Here is a 20,856-nt window from a genome sequence, read left to right as displayed (position 1 = left end):
TTCCTTATTTTTATCGCAAATATTATTTAAGAACCATGGACGTACAAATTGAGGAAAGCTGGAAAACAGCATTAAAACCCGAATTTGCCAAATCCTATTTTCAGAACATCGTTACCTTTTTAAAGACTGAGAAAATGGCGGGCAAAACCATTTATCCGCCGGGCTCACAGATCTTTAATGCATTCAATACAACGCCGTTCGAAAATGTGAAAGTAGTGATCCTGGGCCAGGACCCCTATCACGGGGTGGGGCAAGCGCATGGTTTGTGTTTTTCTGTTTCGAACGGTGTGCCGCCGCCACCTTCGCTGGTGAATATTTTTAAAGAATTGCAAAGCGATGTGGGCGTGGCCATTCCCGACCATGGCAACCTTACCAAATGGGCCGAACAGGGTGTGCTGTTGCTCAATGCCTCGTTAACCGTACGGGCTGGCGAACCCATGAGCCATTCACAGATCGGCTGGGCCGAGTTCACCAATAATGTTATCAAAAAAGTATCTGAACAAAAACAGCATGTGGTGTTTATGCTGTGGGGAAAATTTGCGCAGGAAAAACAGGTACTCATCGATGAAACCAAACACCTGGTGTTAAAATCGGCGCACCCCTCGCCCCTTTCGGCGTATGCCGGTTTTTTTGGCTGCCGTCATTTTTCGAAAGCGAATGAGTATTTAGTTAGAAACGGTATTGATCCAATTAATTGGTCATTGTAATATTTTTATCCGTTGCCAGTTACCAGTTTCCGGTTTCCAGGCCCTGAATTTCGATCACGCTGCAAAGATTCGGATTCTCCGATTTTTTTGCCCGGTAACAGGTAACCGGCACCCGGTAACCTGTAACTTGCACCCTGTACAGACTAATATAATAGATGAAGATCATTAGAGAAATTGTCGGCCGTATTTGCGCCCTGTGGGCAGCGCTGGCATTTGTTGCCACCATGCTGATCATATTGATCCCCTTCCTGCTGTTCAGCTATTTTGCCAGCGACCCCAAAAAAACCAGGCGCTTTGCTGCCCTGTCGCGGGTATGGATGGGCACTTACCTGCCGCTGATTGGCTGTCCGCTAATAGTAAAAGGAAGAAAAAATTTTGCCCCCGGCGAAACCTATGTTGTCGTCAGCAATCATAACTCGTTCATGGATGTGCCCATTTCGTACCCGGCCATTCCCGGGGGTAATAAAACGATCGCCAAAGTTGAAATGGCCCGCATTCCCCTCTTTGGTCTTATTTATAAAACCGGTTCGGTACTGGTTGACCGCAAAAGCGAAGCCAGCCGTAAAGACAGCTATCTGCAAATGAAAAAGGTGCTCAATATGGGATTGCATATGTGTTTGTATGCCGAGGGCACCCGTAATAAAAGCGATCAACCGCTGAAGCCTTTTCACGATGGCGCCTTTCGCCTGGCTATCGACAGCGGCAAAGCCATTATTCCCAGCCTCATCTTCAATACCCGGAAAGTATTACCGGCCAGCAAGCCTTTCTTCCTGATGCCGCATAAAATGGAAATGCATTTCCTGCCACCCGTTCCGGTTCAGCCCGGCGAAACTACACAGTCGTTGAAAGAGAGAGTTTTTAAAATAATGTATGATTACTACACGGCACATGCAAAGTGAGCTATGCAGTAGTTACCAGTTACCGGATGCCAGTTACCAGGCCCGGTAACCGGAAACTGGCAACCGGCACCCTGTAACCTGAAACTTGTAACCTGCAACTGAAACTTATATATCCACAAGTAAGTCTTATTGATAGAAGTATCTTGTACGATTGATGCGCAGGTCGCGCAAAATACCCGACTTGGGACTGATGGTAAAATTGAACGTACGGTACAACCCTACCGGGGTTACATTGATGCTTAGCTGCCAGCAGTGCATTTCGCGCGAAATGTACATGGTAAAGGTCTGTATTTTGGAAGCCTTGATATCGTAGTACCCGTTCATCCCAAACTTCCATTTGGGGGTAAGGTTAAAGTCGCCGTTCCAGCTCATGCTTGAATACGTGGTAGTTTGCCAGCCCGAATAATCGCTTCTAAAGGCACGGCTAAAGCTCATCGAATACGAAAGGCTCAATGACCAGGGCACATTAAAGTCGGCAAACTCGGCGGGGTTGGCCCGGGTATACGCCAATTGGGCCTGTTGTTCTTCGGCTGTGAGTATCCCTCCCTGATCTTTCAGGGCCTGCTCCTTTTGTTGCGCAGCTTTCTTGTCCTTTCCCTTCTGGCTTTGGAAAGAAGTAGAGATGGCAATATTTCCGCTGGTGATGCGGCCCAGGTTCCGGAGTGAGAACCCTTTTTTCTGCCACATATATTTATCAATTCGGTAGCCAAATGAATCAACCTGGTAGGGGTCCATAGTGGCGCCGGCAGTAATGTTTATTTTTTCGAACAGGGTGCTGCGCACATACAAACTGAATGGCGACAGCTTGAACGAATCGGCAATAAAATTATAGCTGCTGGTAAAACCAAAACCATCTATCAGTTTTATCTTCTTTATGCCGCCGTTGGCCGTATCTTTTTTCGACCGCACTTTGGCTTCAATGTTATTATCAATACCAAAGCCAATACCGCCAAAAACGCCTTCCGAGGGAGCGCCGTAAATGCTTCCATCAAAATAAGAGAAGCGCTGAAAGTGGCCATTACCCGGTGTTTTGCCATATGCGGTATCAACCTGTACATTGTAATGATACTTTGCACCGAGGTCGGGTTTGTAGCTGAAAGAAAGGTTCGGCCGTATTACGTGGCGGATGGCGGCTATGGGGCTTTTCTTCCCAAACTTATCGAACATGCCGTACATCGCCGTGTTCAAACCCAGGCTGAACGATACGTCATTGGAGCGGTACAATCCTTTTTGAATGGTTGTATCCAGTTTATAATTAACCGTATCCCAGGTACGGGTCAGTTTTTGCGAATACCATTTTTCCGAATAGCTGATACCGGGCGAGATCTGGAAAGGCCCCAGCTGCGGTAACGACAATTGAATGGGAATAGAGTGTTGCGCGCCCCATTGCATGGTGTCGATTATTTTCATGAGGCTGAAATTCTTTTCCAGGAAGCTGGCCTGGTTCGACACGGTACTGTTTAACCCCACACCCAGTTTATGATACCATTTCGACACGCCTGCATATTCTTTCGGCTGTAAAGGATACAGGGTATTCACCGTGAACGACAGGTTGGGCAGGTTCAGGTTAATGACCTGCGTTTGGTTATTCTGGTTATGGTTGGCCGTGGCGGTAAGATTATATTTGGTACCCCAGGTCTTTGAATAAGCAATTGACGAACTGAGTGTATTGGTAAAATTGAGCGTTGGATTGTTCGGTATTAATTGATTGTATTTTGTTGAAGCAATATTCACATTCGCTGAAAAGGAGGTCCCCGGCCTGGCGCGGCTGTCGACCGTATGGTTCCAGTTGATGCTGTAGGTTTTGGTATTGGTGAATTCCTGTTTGGCGCTGTTCGACAAAATACGCGACGACTGGTACGAGAGGTTCATGGCCCCATTATACCGGTAGCGTACCCGGTAAGTTGGCGTCAGAAACAGCGAATAGCCGCCATAGGAATATAAATTCGTACGCATGGTAACGTCAAAATACTCGTTCAGCACTTTATAATAGCCCAGCCCTTCCAACCCCAAACCGAATTGTTCGCTTTGGGAGAACTGCGGCGGCAAAATGCCCGAGTGCCGGCCTTGCGATAAAGGGAAAAATCCAAATGGTATATATATAGGCACCGGAACGCCTTCAAACTCGGGGTGAATGGGGCCCGATACGGCCAGCTTCTGGCTTACCATTTTCATTTTATTGGCGCGGAACGCAAAGTGCGGGGTATCTAAATTACAGGTAGTGAACTGGGAGCGGTAGGCAAAATAATCCTTGTCGTTTATCTTCTTCACTTTTTCACCCAGCACCAGCATTTCGCCCTGCATGGTCATGGTATTTTCAGTGATCCCCCGCTGGCTTTTAAAATTATATTTGATAACATCCGACGACATTTTACTGTCGGCCTGCACCATTACCGGGCGGCCGATCATCTTTCCTGCCGTATCTTTACGGAAAGTAGCTGTTACCATTTGTGTGCCCTGGTCAAGCTCTATACTGTCGGCCGAAAGATCCATATCCTTGTACTTTACATTCGCTTTGCTGTACAGGATGATCTTTTTATCGGGCACGTTCAGCACCATGCTGTCAGACGCTTTATAGGCCACCGGCGCATCCAGCGAATCGGCCGATACGGCAACATTAACAGTATCTGTTTTATTTACAACGGTATCTGTTTTGTTAATTAAAGTATCTTTCCCGGGAACGGAATCGGGGCGTTTGGGGGCTTTAGGGATTGTATCTAATGCCCGGACAGGTTTTGTTGTATCCTGAGCAATCCAGGTTAATGAATTGTCAAAATGGGGGGAGGAAAAATAATTCGCCCAGAGATCAGACGTTAATAGCAAAAGCCATAAGGATAAAATCAGGGCCGAACCATCTTTTAAATTATTTTTGCGTCCGTTCATCATATGCAGGTGGTGGCAAAAATAGGTATTAATGCATTAAGAATATGTGAAGATTAATGTCTCCTAAATTCTTGAACAATAAATGAATAAAAAAAATTTATATCGCTGCTTTAAACGCTTTTTTGTTGTAGGAATTGTCGTATTTGCCGGAACCGGCGCATGGGCGCAACAGAGACCCGTACTGAGCACTATTATTATTGACCCCGGCCATGGCGGCATTGACCAGGGGGCGAGTGGCCAGGTCACTACTGAAGCGGCTATTGCCCTGTCAATTTCGTTGAAACTGGGCAAGGCCCTGGCCACGGAATTGCCCGAAAGCAAATTGATCTTTACCCGTACCACCGATGAGCTGCCCGGGGGATTGAACAATATTCATGATGCCCTGCGATATCGCGCCGATATGGCTAACCAGGCCAAGGGCGACTTATTCATCGCCATTCACTGTAATTCGAATGGCTTAAGGGCCGGTGAATACTATGCCAAACGGGTTGTGGGGCACAGGAACCGTACAGTGTATGTTGGCAGGGGGTCTAAAAGACGTAAAAAAACCGTGCGGGAGCCCATTTATGAAAGCTACGCGGTAAAAAATAACGAGCACGGCACCGAAACCTACATTTGGGCGGCGGACCGTACCGGTTATAAAGGGTCGGCCATTCAATCGACCGGTGAATTTGGCGAAAACGTTAATGACAGTACCAACGAGCTCGATCTGAATTCACCCGAAGCGGTGATCCGCGCCCAGCTGTACGAAAAGAAATATTTCAGCAAGAGCCTGCTGCTGGCCACGTTTGTAGAAGATGAATTTGTAAAAGGCGGCCGGCTGAGCCGGGGCGTAAAACAGCGGAATGAAAAAGGCATCTGGGTATTGCAGGCCACCGGCATGCCCAGTATACTGGTTGAAACCGGGTTTGTTACCCAAACCGAAGAAGAAGAATACCTCAACAGTGAAAAAGGACAGGATGAGATTGTTGCCCAGATCGTCACTGCCATAAAACGTTATAAAACGAGTTTGGAAGGCGGTTCTGCCCCCGTTCAGCAAACCGGCGGAGCCACAGGAACGCCTGCACCTGCACCGGCAGCAGCAGCTGCCGGTAGTAATTAAAGCCGCCAGAAATCGGAGTTTTACTATAAGCAAATTAGCAGAACCTGTGCAGGCTATATCGTGATTATCTCATTAGCGCATTAGTTTTCAGTACTTTTTGAATATTAACGAATTAATAAGCCAATAGCAGCACTATCTTTGCGTTATACCGGATATAGACAGAATTATAAAAACTCCCGGAATACATGCTGCGAAAAATGATCTTAGGCCTGTTAGGCACTGGCTTCTGCATGGTTGTTTCCTCGTATAGCACAGCCCCTGCTATGCGTAAAGCCGTTAAACCGGGTATCAAGACTATTATCATTGATGCCGGGCATGGCGGCAGCGATCCGGGCGCCCACGGCGATTATTCCACCGAAAAAAAAGTGTGCCTGGCCATTGCATTAAAGCTGGGCCAGCAACTGAAACAGGTGTTCCCCGATATAAAAATTTATTATACCCGCATGGGCGATACCTACCCGGAAATAAAAGCCCGGGCCGATTATGCCAATAGAAATAAAGGCGATCTGTTCATTTCCATTCACGCCAATGCAGCCCCCAAGATCAGGCACCAGAAATTTATAGGGTATAAAACAGAAGTATATTATACCAAAAAAGGAAGAAAGCGCATAAAGCACACCCGCAAGGAAAAGAAATATAAGATCACATTTACCGATAACCCGTCGCGCGGTACCGAAACCTATATTTGGGCGGCCGACAGGTCGGCCATCAAAGGATCATTTGTTTCGGAGCGTATAGCCGAAGATGTGAACGACAGCACCGAATATGCGCCGGATATCAATGACCCTGAATTCAAGGCCAAATCGCTGTTGTGGACCAAACGCTTTTTCACCAAAAGCCTGCTGCTGGCTTCTATGGTGCAGGAAGAAGTGGCGAGAATTGGCCACATGATCAACCGCGGGGTAAAACAACGCAATGAAAAAGGCATCTGGGTTTTACAGGCCACGGCCATGCCCAGTATTCTGGTAGAAACCGGATACATTACCCACAGCTCGGATGAAGCCTACCTGAACAGTAAAAAAGGACAGGAAGAAATGGCTACCGCCATAACAAAAGCTGTTATCAGGTACAGCGGCCTGGGTACCACCCAATCGGTGGGCCAGAACACAAACCAGAAGGGCCGGCCACAGGGTGCGAGATCGTAAAGGCGGAACTTACAAACTGAATAACTGAATCACTACCCTGCCCCACTTCAATTGTTCAACCATTTCACCCCTATTAACAGGGTCAGCCAACTTTCCAACCCCGTCTATTTCAATTTTTTATACTTTTGCTCCCAATTGGCCGTTTTATAGGAACAACCTTTGAAACAAAACCCGTTCAGATGAAACCACTTGCGTCTTATTTTCACCTCGTTGTGAACAATTGTCTGCAGGGATTTGTCTGGCCATTGAAAACATCATAGCATATTCAGATGAAAATCTCAAACGAAACTAAAGTAGGCGCATTAACCGCAATTGCGATCACTGTGCTTATTCTTGGCTTTAATTTTTTGAAAGGAAAAAGTGTGAGCGGAAAAGAAGTGTATGCCGTATTTCCGAATGTTGAAAAACTGGTGGCCAGCAACCCCGTTTTCATCAATGGCCTGCAGGTAGGTAAAGTCACCAATTTGCAGGAAAAAGACAAGAACCTGAGCGGTATTGTGGTTACCATCACCCTTACCAAAGACCTCAATATTCCCCGCAATTCAGTGGCTACCCTCAGCAGTGAATTGTTAGGTTCTACCGGCGTGAATATATTTTTGGGCAATGGCGCCGATTATCTGAAAGAAGGTGATACCCTGCGCACCGAACGTACACTGGGGCTTACCGACAAGCTGCAGAGCTCTATAAACCCCGCCATTGATAATGTAAACAAGACCCTGCTTTCACTCGATGAAGTGATCCAGAAACTGAATACGATCCTTGACCCTAATACCCGTAACAATTTACAGGGTATTATTGCCAACCTGGCCGTATCATCGCATTCATTGGAGCAAATGCTGAATACTGAAACTGGTTTGCTGGCTAAATCAATCGGTAACCTGCATACCATTACTTCGAATTTTGCAAAGAATGGTCCCAAGATCGACAGCACGTTCAGCAACCTGCAAACAGCTACAGATAAACTGTCGAAAGCAAAGATCGCAGAAGCCGTTGAAAGCATGAACCGTACCATGTCGCGGCTCGAAGCGGGCATCGCCAAAATAGATAGCAAGGAAGGCACTATTGGTATGCTGTTAAATGATCGCCAATTGTATGAAGAAGTTCGCCGCACCAATCGCAGTTTGACTATCTTGCTCGACGACCTGCGGGTAAATCCGAAACGTTATATTAACATATCCCTGTTTGGTACAAAAGATAAAAAGGGGCCATTGAAAGCGCCGATTGATACATTGAAATAACAAGGAAAGCTTTATAAATGATACGATATGTGTTTTGGCCGCTGATAGCGTTGTTATCTTTTGGCAAAGTACATTCTCAGGTAATTACCACCCGGCCTGGTGCAGATTCGATGAAAGTGGTAACACTCATCAATGCAGACAGGCTTAGCTATAAACATCCCGACTCATTTACCAACCTGCAAACGCTGGCCGGTAATGTGAAGTTGCGGCAGGAAAATACATTGATCAATTGCGACAGCGCCGTCTATAACAAAAACACCCGGTATGTAGAAGCATTCGGTAATGTACACATTATCGATAATGATACGGTGAATATTCGCTCGCAATACCTGCAATACTATGTTGATACCAAATTAGCTTACCTTAAAAATAACGTATCGTTAACTGATAGTAAGAGCACCCTGTATACCAATGAGCTGCAGTATGACATGAACACGAAGATCGGGGAATACCATAATGGCGGCAAGCTCATCAATCAGTCATCGGTTCTCACCAGTAAAGAAGGCACTTATTACGAAGAGCTCAAGGACGTATATTTCAAGAAAGATGTTGACCTCAAAGATCCCAAGTATACATTAAAGACCGATTCACTCTTATACAATACGACCACCCAGATAGCTACATTTATTGCCCCCACTACCATTGTTGACAGCGCAAAGCGTACGATAAAAACCAGCGACGGGTTCTATGATACCCGTAACCGGAAAGCCTTTTTTGGCAAACGGCCAATACTGAATGACGGCGCCGTAAGAATTACCGCCGAAACCATCGACAGCAATGACAGTACCGGCATCAGCATACTGCGTGGCAATGCAGTATATGTAGATACCGCCCAGGGCGTATCGGTATTAGGGAATTTAATTGAAGCCAATCGCGCCGAAGGCACCTTTCGCGCCACCCAGCATCCGTTAATGATCATAAAGCAGGATAAAGATTCTGTATATATTACGGGTGATACCCTGGCCTCGGGCCGGCTCAGCAGGCTGCCGGGCTATAATAAAGACAGCAGCGCGGTGCCATCAGATTCAGTTAAACGCAAAGCGGTGGAATTAAGCCTCGGTAAAAAGCCGCTTATTAAAGATACCATCAACCGGCAAAAAGATTCTGCTCAAAAAATAATGGCAGATACCAGCTTCGCCAAACAACCTTTCAAAAAAGATTCAATCAGTTTGCCACGGGATTCTGTGCAGCCCGTAATGGCAGATACCAGCCTGGCCAAACTGCCAGTCTTAAAAGATTCGGTCAAACTGCAGCGTGATACCGCCAAAACGGTAACCCCTGATTCAAGCCTTGCCAAAAAACCGGTCAATAAAAAAGGCGCTAAAGTAACGGCGCCTGCCAATAAACCGGCTAAGGTGGCCACCGAAAATAATAACGACAGTACCGACCGTTATTTTATGGCCTGGAACCATGTGCGCATCTTCTCCGACTCCATGCAGGCCGTCTGCGACAGCCTGTTCTATTCGGGCAAGGATTCTATTTTCAAACTGTACACCGACCCGGTTATGTGGGCCAGCAACAGCCAGATCACCGGCGATACCATTTACCTGTATACAAAGAATAAAAACCCCGACCGCCTGAATGTGTTTGAGAACGGCTTTGCCGTTAACCAGAGCGATAAGGGCATGTATAACCAGATAAAGGGTAACCGCCTGAACGGATTTTTCAAGAACGGGGCCATTGATTATATGCGGGCACAGGGTAATGCCGAAAGCATTTATTACGTCAAAGACGACAAGAATTACCTCGTGGGCATCAATAATGCCACCAGCGATATCATTGACATGCGGTTCAAGAACAAGGAGCTGAATAAAGTGGTGTTCATTAGCGAAGTAACAGGCACCCTGTACCCGATAAAACAGGCCAAAGAGGAAAATAAAACGCTCCGCAACTTTAAATGGCTCGAAGACAAACGGCCGAAGACAAAATTTGAATTGTTCGAGGATATTAAACCGGTTATTATAAAAGACAGCGCAGACGATTTAACCGATAGTATGCAGCTGAAACCGCTGGTAACGCCAGGAACTAAAGAAGGATCGAAGGCTGATCAACCGAAAGAGCAGTCAAAGCAACCCGCCGATTCGTCACAAACGCCAGCCGCCAAAAAAGAACCAAGTCCATTCCGCCGGAAAAAGCCGTAGCGATCGCAGAAGCATTATTTCAACAATATATCGTTAAACCCTTACTTATGCTCCGTATTTTACTCGCATGCTGCCTGGTGGTATTATGCATTGTACCCTCCTGCGCCTATAGCCAGCAAAGCAATACCAAAACCTTACTATGGCGCATTTCAGGTAAAGGGCTTCAACAACCATCTTATTTATACGGCACTATACACCTCACCGATAAACGATTGTTCAATTTAGGCGATTCGGTATACCGGGCTATTGAAAAGGTGGAAGGACTGGCCATTGAGTTAAGCCCCGATGAGCTGGGCGCTTATTATATCAATAAAGCCATGGAGGGTGCCGAAGGCGAGAAATTGCAGGACCTGCTGAACGAAAAAGATTATAAGAAATACAGTGCGGCGCTTGCCAAAAAATTTAAAAAACCGGCCGCCAAAATTACCACCGGCGATATTGTTGCAGCAAAGAACAAATGGCTGACCGATTATCTGGAAAAGGGTGAAATGGCCACTTTCCTCGATGCTTACCTGTACAACATAGCCCGGCGTCAGGGAAAATGGGTGGGCGGCGTAGAAGATATGGCCGACCAGGCTGGATTGATGGAGGACCTTGTTGACAAATCGGATATTGACATGCTGCTGGCCTCCGATACTTCCGTCACGAAAAAAGCCGCCAACAACATGATGGAAAACATGGTTGAAATGTATTGCAACCAGGACCTTGCAGGCATTGAAGCCATGACAGGAAGCTCAAGCCCTGAATTTAAAGACCTGTTGCTGATAAAACGGAATGTAAAAATGGCGCGGCGCATCGACAGTCTTACCGCCCTGCGTACCATGTTCATTGCCGTTGGGGCGGCCCATTTGCCCGGCGACAGCGGTGTCATTCACCTGTTACGATCAAGAGGTTTTAGGGTAGAACCGGTGATCTCTTCCAAAAAGATCAATGCCGCCGATTACACCTTTAAAGAAGTGAAACTGCCCTGGATAGAATCGGAAGACAAACAGGGCCTGTACAAAGTGTCGACGCCCGGTAATGCTATAGACATCAAATTATACGGGCTCATTGAAATGAAATTCATGTTCGATATTTTCACTTTATCGAATTACTGTACCATGTCGGTGCCTGGCCCCCGTTCATTGGGCAATAAAGACAGCATTTTACAGGAACTGGCGCAAAGGATGTTTCAGACAACAGAAAAGCTCACCGCAAAAAATGTGACCATCAGCGGAATTGAAGGCCGGGAGTACATTCATACCATTATGGGGCAAAAAATGCGGATGCAGGCCTTTATTCATGAAAACGTATTATATGTAGCTTTCATGAATGCCCTTAAACCGGAAATGCTGAGCTCAGCAGATGCCGACCGGTTTTTCGGCTCATTCACCATTACCAAAAAACAACTTACGGCAAACGAGCATCTGTTCGTTGACTCGGTAATGGGAATAAGTCTTATTTCCCCTGCCGAACTTACTTACAATAAACAACTAAGTATAAACAGGGATGGCTGGCATATAAGCGCCTTTGCCGGCGCCGACCTTACGGGCGGAAGCTTTGTGATGTTATTTTCAAAAGAGGTATTTCCCGGACTCTATCTCATGAACGATACCACCATTCAAAACAGGCTGGTACAAAACATGAAGGCACAGTACACTAATATACACATCGACAGTATAAATGTGCAGGGTTATAATGGCATTGCCCTGAAAGGCGCTCACATTCAGCAAAAAGGCTTTTATATGCAGGGGATATCGCTGATCAAAAACAACCGGAATATCGTATTGCTGGCGATAAATGATTCCGCAAAAATGCAATCGCCCGAAATCCAGAAGATCTTCAGCTCGCTGCGGTTCATTGCGCCGCCCGCTATACCGTGGAATATATATACAACCACCGATTCCCTGTTCTCGGCCCGCGTTCCCGGCGCATTCAGGAATCATAATTCAGCCGGTAACAATTATTTGTATTCATACGATACCACAACAGCCAGCTCCTACTATATCAGACGCGATACTTTGTCAAAATATACCTGGTATAAAAATGACAGTTCGTTCTGGGCGAATACTGCAAGCCGCTATCAGCACAGAGGCGACAGCCTTATACAGAAATCCAATATTGTCCTTAACGGCGAGCCGGCCCTGGAACTATTGGTAAAAGAGGCCGTGAAGTATAAAAGAATGCGCTTTTATCAACATGACGATCAAATTGTACAGGTTTCAGTACTGGGCGACAGTAATTTTGTAGTTAATTCCAGTGCCAATGAGTTCTTCAACAGTTTTCGCATCAACGTTCCGCAGCAGAACAAACATTTCATGACACAATCAAAGGCCGCCTTATTGCTGCAGGACCTCGCCAGCGCAGATTCGGCCACAAGGGAGCAGGCGGTAGATGCGCTCACCAAAGTGCAATTCGAAAAAACAGACGCCCCGCTTTTACAGGAGGCGTTACTCAAAAAATATATTTCCAGGTTTAGCTATGCTAAATATTCGTTTACTAATTACCGGTTGGCCGCCATGCTGGTGAACCTAAACGATTCAACCACCGTTTCATTTATAAAGGAAAAATATCCCTCGCTTACCGGAGAAAATGAAGACCTGAGAAATCCGGCGCTCGCCACCCTGGCCGGCCTGCATAGCCGGGAAAGCTACACCACCCTGGGCCAATTGATTGAACAATACGGCGCACCCAAAGAAGCGATGGATGTTCAATGCATTCATGCGTTAAAAGACAGCCTGGCATTAACAGCAACCCTATTCAATACGCTGCAAAAACTGGCCAAAGACAGTGCCCACAGCTGCCGCATCGCTGAAATTTTCAAAAAATTATCTGACAGCGGCTTTATAAAAAAAGAGCAGCTGGCGCCCCTGCAAACTGATTTTATTGAAGCGGCTAAAAAAGTGCTGGCCGCTGTTAAAAAAGAAGAAGTGGAATTTTACATAGTTGATGATCTGCTTCAATTGATAGGCGGTTTTAATACAACTGCCGGCAATGCTGTTTTAAAAAGTTATGTGGCAGTAAAGAACCTTTATATAAAGAAAGAAGCAGTGATACAACTGACCAGGAACAAACAGGCAGTTGCGGCAACAGAATTACTTAAACTGGCTGCAGATGCGGATATAAGACCACAATTTTACGCTGGCCTTAAAGACCTTAAAAAAACAGCCCTGTTTCCACAACAATATGCCACCCAACAGTTCTTTGGCGAATCGGCTGTGAATGCAATAGCCGGAGATGATTATGAAGTGAAAAAAATAACCTTCCTGGCCAAAAGAACGGCCAGCTACAAAGGCAAACCCTATACATTTTACCTGTACCGCGTAGTGCTTGAAGACGACGAGCCTGCAGGTTACCTCGGTATTGCCGGCGGTTATAAACCAGGCAGCGCATCGTTGGAAACAGACATCGATCTCAATGGGGTACATTGGGACGAAACCTACTCGGCCGGTAAAGTAGATGCGCACTTCAAAACGTATCTTAAAAGCCAGGAAAAAGCATCCTGGCGCGAATAATTATAAGTTAAAAAAGGGTTGCCGGGCTTTAACAGCCAGTTAATCAATAGCTTTGGCACTATTTTCGTTTTTAACTTACCACCATTGATCAATACACCAGCTGTAACGGTTAGGTTGAGCAGAAGGGAACTATGGATACCCGGATAGCTGTTTGTAGAGATTGTATTTATTCATTGAAGATCAAAAAAAGTTTTTCAGATGAAAAGGATCTCCATAACCCTGCCCGTTATATTACTAAGTATGATCCTGTGCCAGCGCGCCAAGGCGCAGGACTACCGGTTTGCAGCCGGTGTAAGGCTCAGCAACTCATCCCCCACTTTAAGCAGCGCCATTTCGGCCAAATATTTTGCCACCGATAAAACGGCTATTGAGGCATTGGTAGCCTGGGGCAACCGCTTTGGATTGGGTGGTTTAATTGAGATACACAACAAGTTCAATACGCCGGGCCTGAGCTGGTTTTATGGCGGTGGTGTGTATGTAGGCTTTCAGGATGGCGATACGTATTTTGGTCCAACCGGTATTGCAGGTCTTGATTACAAGTTCACCAATGCGCCGGTGAATCTTTCATTAGACTGGAAGCCTGAGCTCGACATTCTTCCCAAGATCAATTTTGTTGCGGATGCCTTTGCGTTGACGATCAGGTTTGCGTTGAAGTAAGGCCAGGTACCACCTTCGTTACTGCCCCACTTTTTGACTACCCAAACACTACCCTTTTACTACCCCTTTGCCTGGGAAATGGGTAGTGCAGGTACGCTCCAGGTACGGCCCCGGAACGAAGCCGGGTAGCGCAGTTCAGCGCTTCTTTACCTCGTGGTTACCTCAGGGTTTCGCAATATGTTGATCTCCAATATCAACAAAATCATTTCTTTCCCCCTGGTTACCTGTTCTTAACCTCCTGCTTAGGTATTCTTCTCCTTTTCTTTAGGTCATGTTACCTCCGCATCTCCCTTTCATTACATCTGGTTACCTCTTCTTGTCTGCTCCTTTTGGTTGCCTTAATAGTAGGGTAATATTGGCTTTACCACCCAATATTACCACAATACGACCACAACCAAACCACAACCAAACCGGACTGGGATAATGGGATATGGGGATGTTTGGGATAAGAGATGTCCCAGACATCCCAATAATCCCAGAATCCAAACATCCAACTTCCCATACATCCCAATAATCCCAATAATCCCAGAATCCCAGTCGTGCGGATATCTTCTTATCGAGCCCGCCTTTTACATTCTACATATCGAATAACTGCACAAAACCGCAATAATTAAAAAATAATGCTCGTTTTATCGCCATATTGGCCAATTTCATCCACATTTAATCAACTTTGTGCGCATTTGTGCTACATTTCAGTTTATATTTGAGCGAACCAACTAACCAGATATGCTGAAAAAAGAGCGTCAGGCATATATCCTGCACCAGGTGAACCTGCACAACAAAGTATTGTCATCCCTGCTTAGTCACGAGATCCGGGTATCGGAAGACACTATCCGGCGCGATCTGCAGGAATTATCAGAAGAAGGCAAACTCATAAAAGTCCATGGCGGCGCCCTTTCCCATTCCTTTAACGACATCACTTATTCGGGATTGAGCGTGTATTCGCAGGATCAGAAGCGGATCATTGCCGAAAAAGCAGCCGCACTCATTCAAAACGGCATGTTCGTGCTCACCAGCGGCGGTACCACCATCATTGAAATGGCCCGGGCCCTTCCACCTTCTTTACGAGCCACCTTTATTTCGGGCAGTATACCCGCCATTCTCGAATACATGATGCATCCCAATATTGAGGTGATCATGATCGGCGACCGGGTATCAAAAAATGCCAAGATCACGATCGGAGCAGAAGCCATTGCCAAGATCAAAAACATTAATGCCGACCTGTGTTTCCTCGGCATCAATGCCATCGACATCAAACGCGGCACTACCGAGAACGACTGGGAAATAGCCCAGCTGAAAAAGATCATGATCGATTCATCGCAAAAGGTCGTTTGCTGCACCATTTCAGAAAAGATCAACACCCTGCAGCCCATTCATATTTGCAACATTTCAGACATCGACATATTGATCACCGAATTACCGCCCGATTCGCCGGTATTAAAACCGTACATCGACGCCGGTATTCAGGTGCTGTAACCAAACACGCCCTCAAAAAAAGCATGACCCCGGTTCATTGTTAACACCCGTGCCTGTAAAGCCAGGCACCATTGCACTTCCTACTAACTAAAAAAAAAATTTATGAGAAAAGCCTGTTTCCTTGCACTGCTTGTACTATGCAGCAGCTTTATCAGCGCTGCATTTGGGCAAACGATCAGCGGGGAAGTTTACGACAAAGGAACTAACACCCCCGTTGCCGGAGCTAACGTAATCACCGACAAAAGTAAAAAAGGGTCGGTCACCGATCTCAATGGCAAATTCACCCTTCAACTGGGTGATGACACGTATTTCGAAGTTTCGCATACCGGTTTTAAAACACAACGCATAATGCTTGTTGCCGGTACCACCTCCTATAAAATTGAGCTCGAAGGATCCTCAGCTGCATCATTAGACCAGGTAGTGGTAGTTGCCTATGGCACCCAAAAGAAAGTAAACCTTACCGGCGCCGTGGCAACCGTTGATGTAAACAAAACCTTTGGCGGCAAACCCCTTAACGATCCCACAAAAGCTTTGCAGGGTATTGTACCGGGTTTAACCATTCAATATGGTAACGGAGGTTTAACCGCAGGCGCCAGTGTAACCATTCGCGGTATAGGCTCAATAAACGGCGCCAGCCGCCCGCTGATACTGGTAGATAATGTGCAAACAGACGATCTTTCTATCATCAATCCACAGGACATTGAAAGCATTTCTGTACTGAAAGATGCGGCCTCTGCTTCCATTTACGGGGCCCGCGCGGCTTTTGGAGTGGTATTGATCAAAACAAAATCGGGCCGCAAAAATCAAAAGGCAACCATCTCGTACACCAATAACTTCAGCTGGAACAAACCTACCATACTGCCCGACTTTGCCGATCCCGAATATGAATTACAGGCATTGAACGATGCCGCAGTAAGGGCCAAGCTCACCCCCGAAACCTTTGGGATGAACCTGCTGACCTTAAAGAAAGGGGTCATTAACTGGAAGCAAAATTATGCGGGCAAGAATGGATTAGAAATGGTGAAAGGGGAAGACTGGGATATTGGTTCCGACGGCCGCACCTACTTCTACAAAGTGTGGGACCCCAAGAAGGAAATGCTGAAAGACTATACCTTCTCACAACTGCACAACATAAACATTTCGGGCGGTAGCGAAAAAATCAACTATTACCTGTCGGCCGGTTACAGCAACGATGGCGGTATCATGAAAATGAATCCCGACCAGGTAAAGAAATACAATATTACAGCCGGCATCAATGCCTCCGTAACCGACTGGCTCGATGTGAGTGCCAAAACCATGTACCGCAATTTCGAATACGATTACCCGTATGAATACCAGAACTACTGGTACTATTTCTGGCGTTGGGGCTCCTACTTCCCTTATGGCACTTACCAGGGTAAATATTTCCGCACCAACTCGGCTTACATGGCGGCCGCCAGCAAAAGCCAGCTCAGCGATAATTATCAACGGATTGACCTTGGCGCAACCATTAAGCTGAGCAAGAAATTAAACATCAGGGCCGATTATACCATTGGCCGCGATAACGGCATCCGCCGCGAATCGAGCGGGCCGGTTATAGCATGGGATTACTGGACGGCCGGCCAATTGAACCTGAGCGATATCTCAAGCGGTTCAAACAACGTAACGTATTACACCGGCCGTTTAAAGGTTAATACCCTGAACACCTTTGCTACCTATACCGATAAATTCGGCGACCACAACCTGAAAGTGATTGGCGGTATCAACGCCGAAGACAATGAGAACATCAACTACTATTTAACCCGCAAAGGGATGCTTGACCCCACCCAGCCCGATTTCAACAACGCCTCTGGTGATTTTACCGGTGGCGCTACATCGAGCGGCGTACCTGTAGGCTGGAGCCAGAACGGTCATGGTAAAAAAGCATTTGCCGGTTATTTTGGAAGAATCAACTATGACTACAAAGAAAAATACCTGCTCGAGCTGAATGGCCGTTACGACGGTTCTTCGCTGTTTCCGCCGCAGGACCGCTGGGCTTTCTTCCCCTCTGTTTCGGCCGGTTACCGCATTAGCCAGGAAGAGTTTATGGAATTTGCCAGCCCTTATGTAAACGACCTTAAACTGCGTGCTTCTTATGGCGAGCTGGGCAACCAGGATGTAAGCTTATCCGGTGTAAGCATTTATCAGCAAATTATGACCGGCACCCAGGTAAACTGGTTAACCAGTTCGGGTACTTATGCACAAAGCATTACACAACCCAAATCTGTTGCGAAGTCATTAAAATGGGAACGGGTGAACACGCTCGATTTCGGTGTTGATGCGCGCATACTCGACAATCATATAGGCATTACCGTTGACTGGTTCGAACGCAATACCAAAGGGATGATCCAAAGCGCCAGCGTTCCTTCAACCTATGGCGTTTCGGGTCCGCAGATCAACGCAGGTAACTTCCGCAGCCGGGGTTATGAAATAAACATCGATGCCAATTATACCATTGGCAAAGACATTGCCTTATATGGTACCATTGGTTTCAGTGATTACAAGACTGTATTTACAAAATGGGATAACCCCAGTATGTCGATCGTGAGCTCATCGAACTACGTTGGCAAAACCTATGGTGAGATCTGGGGCTTTGAAACAGAACGTTATTTTACACAAGACGATTTTTCAGGAAAGGATGCCAGCGACAACTGGATCTTTAAAGGAGAAACGCCTGCACAAAGTAAATTACAAAGCGGCAACTTCTCTTACGGACCTGGCGATATTAAGTACAAAGACCTTAACGGCGACAAAGCTATTAACGGGGGTAAAATGACCCTTGCAGATCATGGCGATCTGAAAGTGATAGGCAATACACAACCCCGTTATTTGTATAATGCCCGTATTGGCGGCAGCTGGAAGGGCATCGATGTAGACATCTTTATTCAGGGTGTGGGTAAACGCAGCTGGTGGGGCATTGGTAATACCATATTGCCCATGTACCAAAGCCTTGATATCCTGTATGCCAATCAACTTGACTACTGGACGCCCGACAATCCGAATGCGAAGTACCCTACTCCCTACCCCAACAACCAAACCGGTACTATTGGCGGTCTGTTAAACGGCAGCAATAACTTCTACCCCCAATCGAAATACCTGCTGAACCTGGCATACTGCCGGTTAAAAAATGTATCGATTGGCTATACCTTACCTGCCGACCTGTTGAGCAAGTATAAAGTGCAGAAATTAAGGTTTTATATAAGCGGGCAGAACCTGGCAGAAATTTCGAATGTGGGTGCACCGATAGATCCGGAGATCACAGATGGCGGTTTGAATTTTACGGGCAGAACCTACCCCTTCAGCCGGCAATTTTCATTCGGTCTGCAGATCACTTATTAAACAAATTAAAAAATTTACAGATGAAATTTAATAAAGTCATTTTGTATCTGCTGTTGCTGCTGGCAGCTACATCGTGTAAAAAATATGTTGATGTAAGCAACCCGGATGCATTGACAGATCCCGAGTTCTGGAAAGATGAGAACAGCGTGCGCACCTATGCCTGGGAATTCTATAACATGTTCCCCGGCTTTGGCAACGGCAGTAGCACCAACGGCGATTTTTATTTTACCACGTTCACCGATGACCAGTGTGCGTCTTCTTTTTCGCAATATGCACAAACCACACCGGCAACCAATGGCGACTGGTCGTTCTCGAACGTAAGAAAAGCCAACATCATGCTCGAACGCATTGACGGGGTGGCCATGAACGATGAAGCAAAGAATCACTGGAAAGGAATTGCCCGGATGTTCAGGGCCCTTCAATATTGGCGCCTGGTACAAACCTTTGGCGATGTACCCTGGTATAGCCATTCACTCGAGTTTACGGATAGCGCATCCATCTACAAGCCCCGCGATCCCCGCAAAATGGTTATGGACAGTGTACTGGCCGATCTCAACTTTGCGGCTACTAATATCCGTGTGGCCGACCTCACCAACACCGTAAACAGGGATGCAGCCCTGGCGTTGAAATCAAGGATCTGCCTGTTTGAAGGTACGTACCGTAAATACCATACAGAGCTCACCCTGCCCGATGCCGACAAATACCTGACCGAAGCCAAATCGGCTGCCCAGGCATTGCTGGCAAGGCCATACGTACTGGGCGCCAATTATCAGGGAATTTACAATGCTGATAACCTGGCAGGCAATAAAGAGGTGATCCTGTATAAAAGATATGAACCTACCTACCTGATGCATTCTACTATTGCCTACCTGTACAGCAGCAGCGCCATCAGTGGCCTCAGCAAATCGGCAGTGGAATCGTACCTGTGCAGCGATGGCAAACCCATCTCTATCTCTGCGCAGTACCAGGGCGATGATGACTTCAACAAAGTGCTGGCCAACCGCGATAAAAGATTACGCCTGTCAATTGATACAACGTATCTCTATTATCTGGGCCATACAAAAGGCGGCTTTACCGCAACCACCGGTTATCGCGTAACCAAATTCTTACCCGATACCAATACGTTGAAATCAATTGCCACCGGCATTAACACCAATACTACCGATGCGCCGTTGTTCTATTTATCGGAAGTATACCTGAATTATGCAGAAGCAGCTGCCGAGCTCGATGACCTGGGCGTATACACGCTTACACAGGCCGACCTCGACAATACGATCAATAAGCTGCGGGCACGTGCAGGGGTAGCCGCCCTTACACTGGCCGGCCACCAGGACCCCGGTTTTACCGACACTAAAAAAGATGCCGACGTAACCTCGCTCATTTGGGAAATACGCCGGGAACGGCGCGTAGAACTGATGATGGATGGTTTCCGTTACCAGGACCTGATGCGCTGGAAAAAAGGCACCTATATGGACAGCAACAAAAACCCTGATATTTTCCTCGGCGCAAAAGTACCGGCCAACACTTCTGTTAAAAGAAATGCGCAGGGCTATATTACGCCTTATACCAGCAACCGCACATTTACCGATCCAAAGAATTATTTATCGGCGATCCCAACCAACCAGATCCTGTTGTACCCGGCCGATATGCAGGCAAGCATGCAGAATAACGGCTGGTAATAGATCTTTTCGTTCTACGGTCAACGATACTAACATTGATAACAGCTGCAAGAAGGCGTCTCAAAAGTAAGAGGCGCC

12 protein-coding genes are annotated in these 20,856 nt (G+C 46.6%); 11 read left to right on the top strand and 1 reads right to left on the bottom strand.

What is annotated here, in order from left to right; translation table 11 throughout:
- The first annotated feature begins 35 nt into the window (after positions 1–35).
- On the top strand, positions 36–707 hold the full coding sequence (ung, locus tag A3860_RS28480; protein WP_081153086.1) for a uracil-DNA glycosylase: 672 nt from the start codon (positions 36–38) through the stop codon (positions 705–707).
- A 155-nt stretch (positions 708–862) separates the two neighbouring features.
- Positions 863–1,606 carry a lysophospholipid acyltransferase family protein gene (locus tag A3860_RS28475; RefSeq protein ID WP_081153083.1) on the top strand — a complete coding sequence of 248 codons (744 nt, stop codon included), beginning with the start codon at positions 863–865 and terminating at the stop codon, positions 1,604–1,606.
- 126 nt (positions 1,607–1,732) lie between these two features.
- On the opposite strand, the gene A3860_RS28470 is transcribed toward A3860_RS28475, so the two are convergent.
- The gene (locus A3860_RS28470; RefSeq protein ID WP_081153078.1) at positions 1,733–4,492 is read right to left on the bottom strand and encodes a putative LPS assembly protein LptD; all 2,760 of its coding nucleotides are present in this window, start codon (positions 4,490–4,492) and stop codon (positions 1,733–1,735) included.
- Between the two features lie 79 nt (positions 4,493–4,571).
- Between A3860_RS28470 and A3860_RS28465 the strand changes: the two genes are divergently transcribed.
- From A3860_RS28465 to A3860_RS28425, 9 genes are all read left to right on the top strand, one after another.
- Entirely contained in the window at positions 4,572–5,591 is a 1,020-nt protein-coding gene (locus A3860_RS28465; protein WP_081153074.1) for an N-acetylmuramoyl-L-alanine amidase family protein, read from the top strand.
- Positions 5,592–5,776: 185 nt separating this feature from the next.
- Entirely contained in the window at positions 5,777–6,736 is a 960-nt protein-coding gene (locus A3860_RS42140) for an N-acetylmuramoyl-L-alanine amidase family protein (protein ID WP_081153071.1), read from the top strand.
- Between the two features lie 269 nt (positions 6,737–7,005).
- Positions 7,006–7,974, top strand: a complete 969-nt coding sequence (locus tag A3860_RS28455) for an MlaD family protein (protein ID WP_081153068.1) — start codon at positions 7,006–7,008, stop codon at positions 7,972–7,974.
- A gap of 17 nt (positions 7,975–7,991) precedes the next feature.
- Positions 7,992–10,115 carry an OstA-like protein gene (locus A3860_RS28450; protein WP_081153066.1) on the top strand — a complete coding sequence of 708 codons (2,124 nt, stop codon included), beginning with the start codon at positions 7,992–7,994 and terminating at the stop codon, positions 10,113–10,115.
- A 47-nt stretch (positions 10,116–10,162) separates the two neighbouring features.
- Positions 10,163–13,609, top strand: coding sequence for a TraB/GumN family protein (locus tag A3860_RS28445; RefSeq protein ID WP_081153063.1), 3,447 nt, complete (start codon positions 10,163–10,165; stop codon positions 13,607–13,609).
- Between the two features lie 198 nt (positions 13,610–13,807).
- Positions 13,808–14,266 (top strand): hypothetical protein, encoded by a 459-nt coding sequence (locus A3860_RS28440; RefSeq protein ID WP_081153060.1) that lies wholly within the window; start codon positions 13,808–13,810, stop codon positions 14,264–14,266.
- 726 nt (positions 14,267–14,992) lie between these two features.
- On the top strand, positions 14,993–15,742 hold the full coding sequence (locus tag A3860_RS28435) for a DeoR/GlpR family DNA-binding transcription regulator (RefSeq protein WP_081153057.1): 750 nt from the start codon (positions 14,993–14,995) through the stop codon (positions 15,740–15,742).
- A gap of 102 nt (positions 15,743–15,844) precedes the next feature.
- The gene (locus A3860_RS28430) at positions 15,845–19,099 is read left to right on the top strand and encodes a SusC/RagA family TonB-linked outer membrane protein (RefSeq protein WP_081153054.1); all 3,255 of its coding nucleotides are present in this window, start codon (positions 15,845–15,847) and stop codon (positions 19,097–19,099) included.
- 20 nt (positions 19,100–19,119) lie between these two features.
- Positions 19,120–20,778 carry a RagB/SusD family nutrient uptake outer membrane protein gene (locus tag A3860_RS28425; protein ID WP_081153051.1) on the top strand — a complete coding sequence of 553 codons (1,659 nt, stop codon included), beginning with the start codon at positions 19,120–19,122 and terminating at the stop codon, positions 20,776–20,778.
- Positions 20,779–20,856 lie beyond the last annotated feature (78 nt).

This window comes from Niastella vici (assembly GCF_002077945.1).
Classification (GTDB): domain Bacteria; phylum Bacteroidota; class Bacteroidia; order Chitinophagales; family Chitinophagaceae; genus Niastella; species Niastella vici.
This window is presented reverse-complemented; position numbering and strand designations above follow the sequence as displayed.

Bases quoted from the DNA above. Each gene is read 5' to 3' on its own strand.
- ung (WP_081153086.1), top strand. From the start codon at position 36: ATGGACGTACAAATTGAGGAAAGCTGGAAAACAGCATTAAAACCCGAA.
- A3860_RS28475 (WP_081153083.1), top strand. From the start codon at position 863: ATGAAGATCATTAGAGAAATTGTCGGCCGTATTTGCGCCCTGTGGGCA.
- A3860_RS28470 (WP_081153078.1), bottom strand. From the start codon at position 4,492: ATGATGAACGGACGCAAAAATAATTTAAAAGATGGTTCGGCCCTGATT.
- A3860_RS28465 (WP_081153074.1), top strand. From the start codon at position 4,572: ATGAATAAAAAAAATTTATATCGCTGCTTTAAACGCTTTTTTGTTGTA.
- A3860_RS42140 (WP_081153071.1), top strand. From the start codon at position 5,777: ATGCTGCGAAAAATGATCTTAGGCCTGTTAGGCACTGGCTTCTGCATG.
- A3860_RS28455 (WP_081153068.1), top strand. From the start codon at position 7,006: ATGAAAATCTCAAACGAAACTAAAGTAGGCGCATTAACCGCAATTGCG.
- A3860_RS28450 (WP_081153066.1), top strand. From the start codon at position 7,992: ATGATACGATATGTGTTTTGGCCGCTGATAGCGTTGTTATCTTTTGGC.
- A3860_RS28445 (WP_081153063.1), top strand. From the start codon at position 10,163: ATGCTCCGTATTTTACTCGCATGCTGCCTGGTGGTATTATGCATTGTA.
- A3860_RS28440 (WP_081153060.1), top strand. From the start codon at position 13,808: ATGAAAAGGATCTCCATAACCCTGCCCGTTATATTACTAAGTATGATC.
- A3860_RS28435 (WP_081153057.1), top strand. From the start codon at position 14,993: ATGCTGAAAAAAGAGCGTCAGGCATATATCCTGCACCAGGTGAACCTG.
- A3860_RS28430 (WP_081153054.1), top strand. From the start codon at position 15,845: ATGAGAAAAGCCTGTTTCCTTGCACTGCTTGTACTATGCAGCAGCTTT.
- A3860_RS28425 (WP_081153051.1), top strand. From the start codon at position 19,120: ATGAAATTTAATAAAGTCATTTTGTATCTGCTGTTGCTGCTGGCAGCT.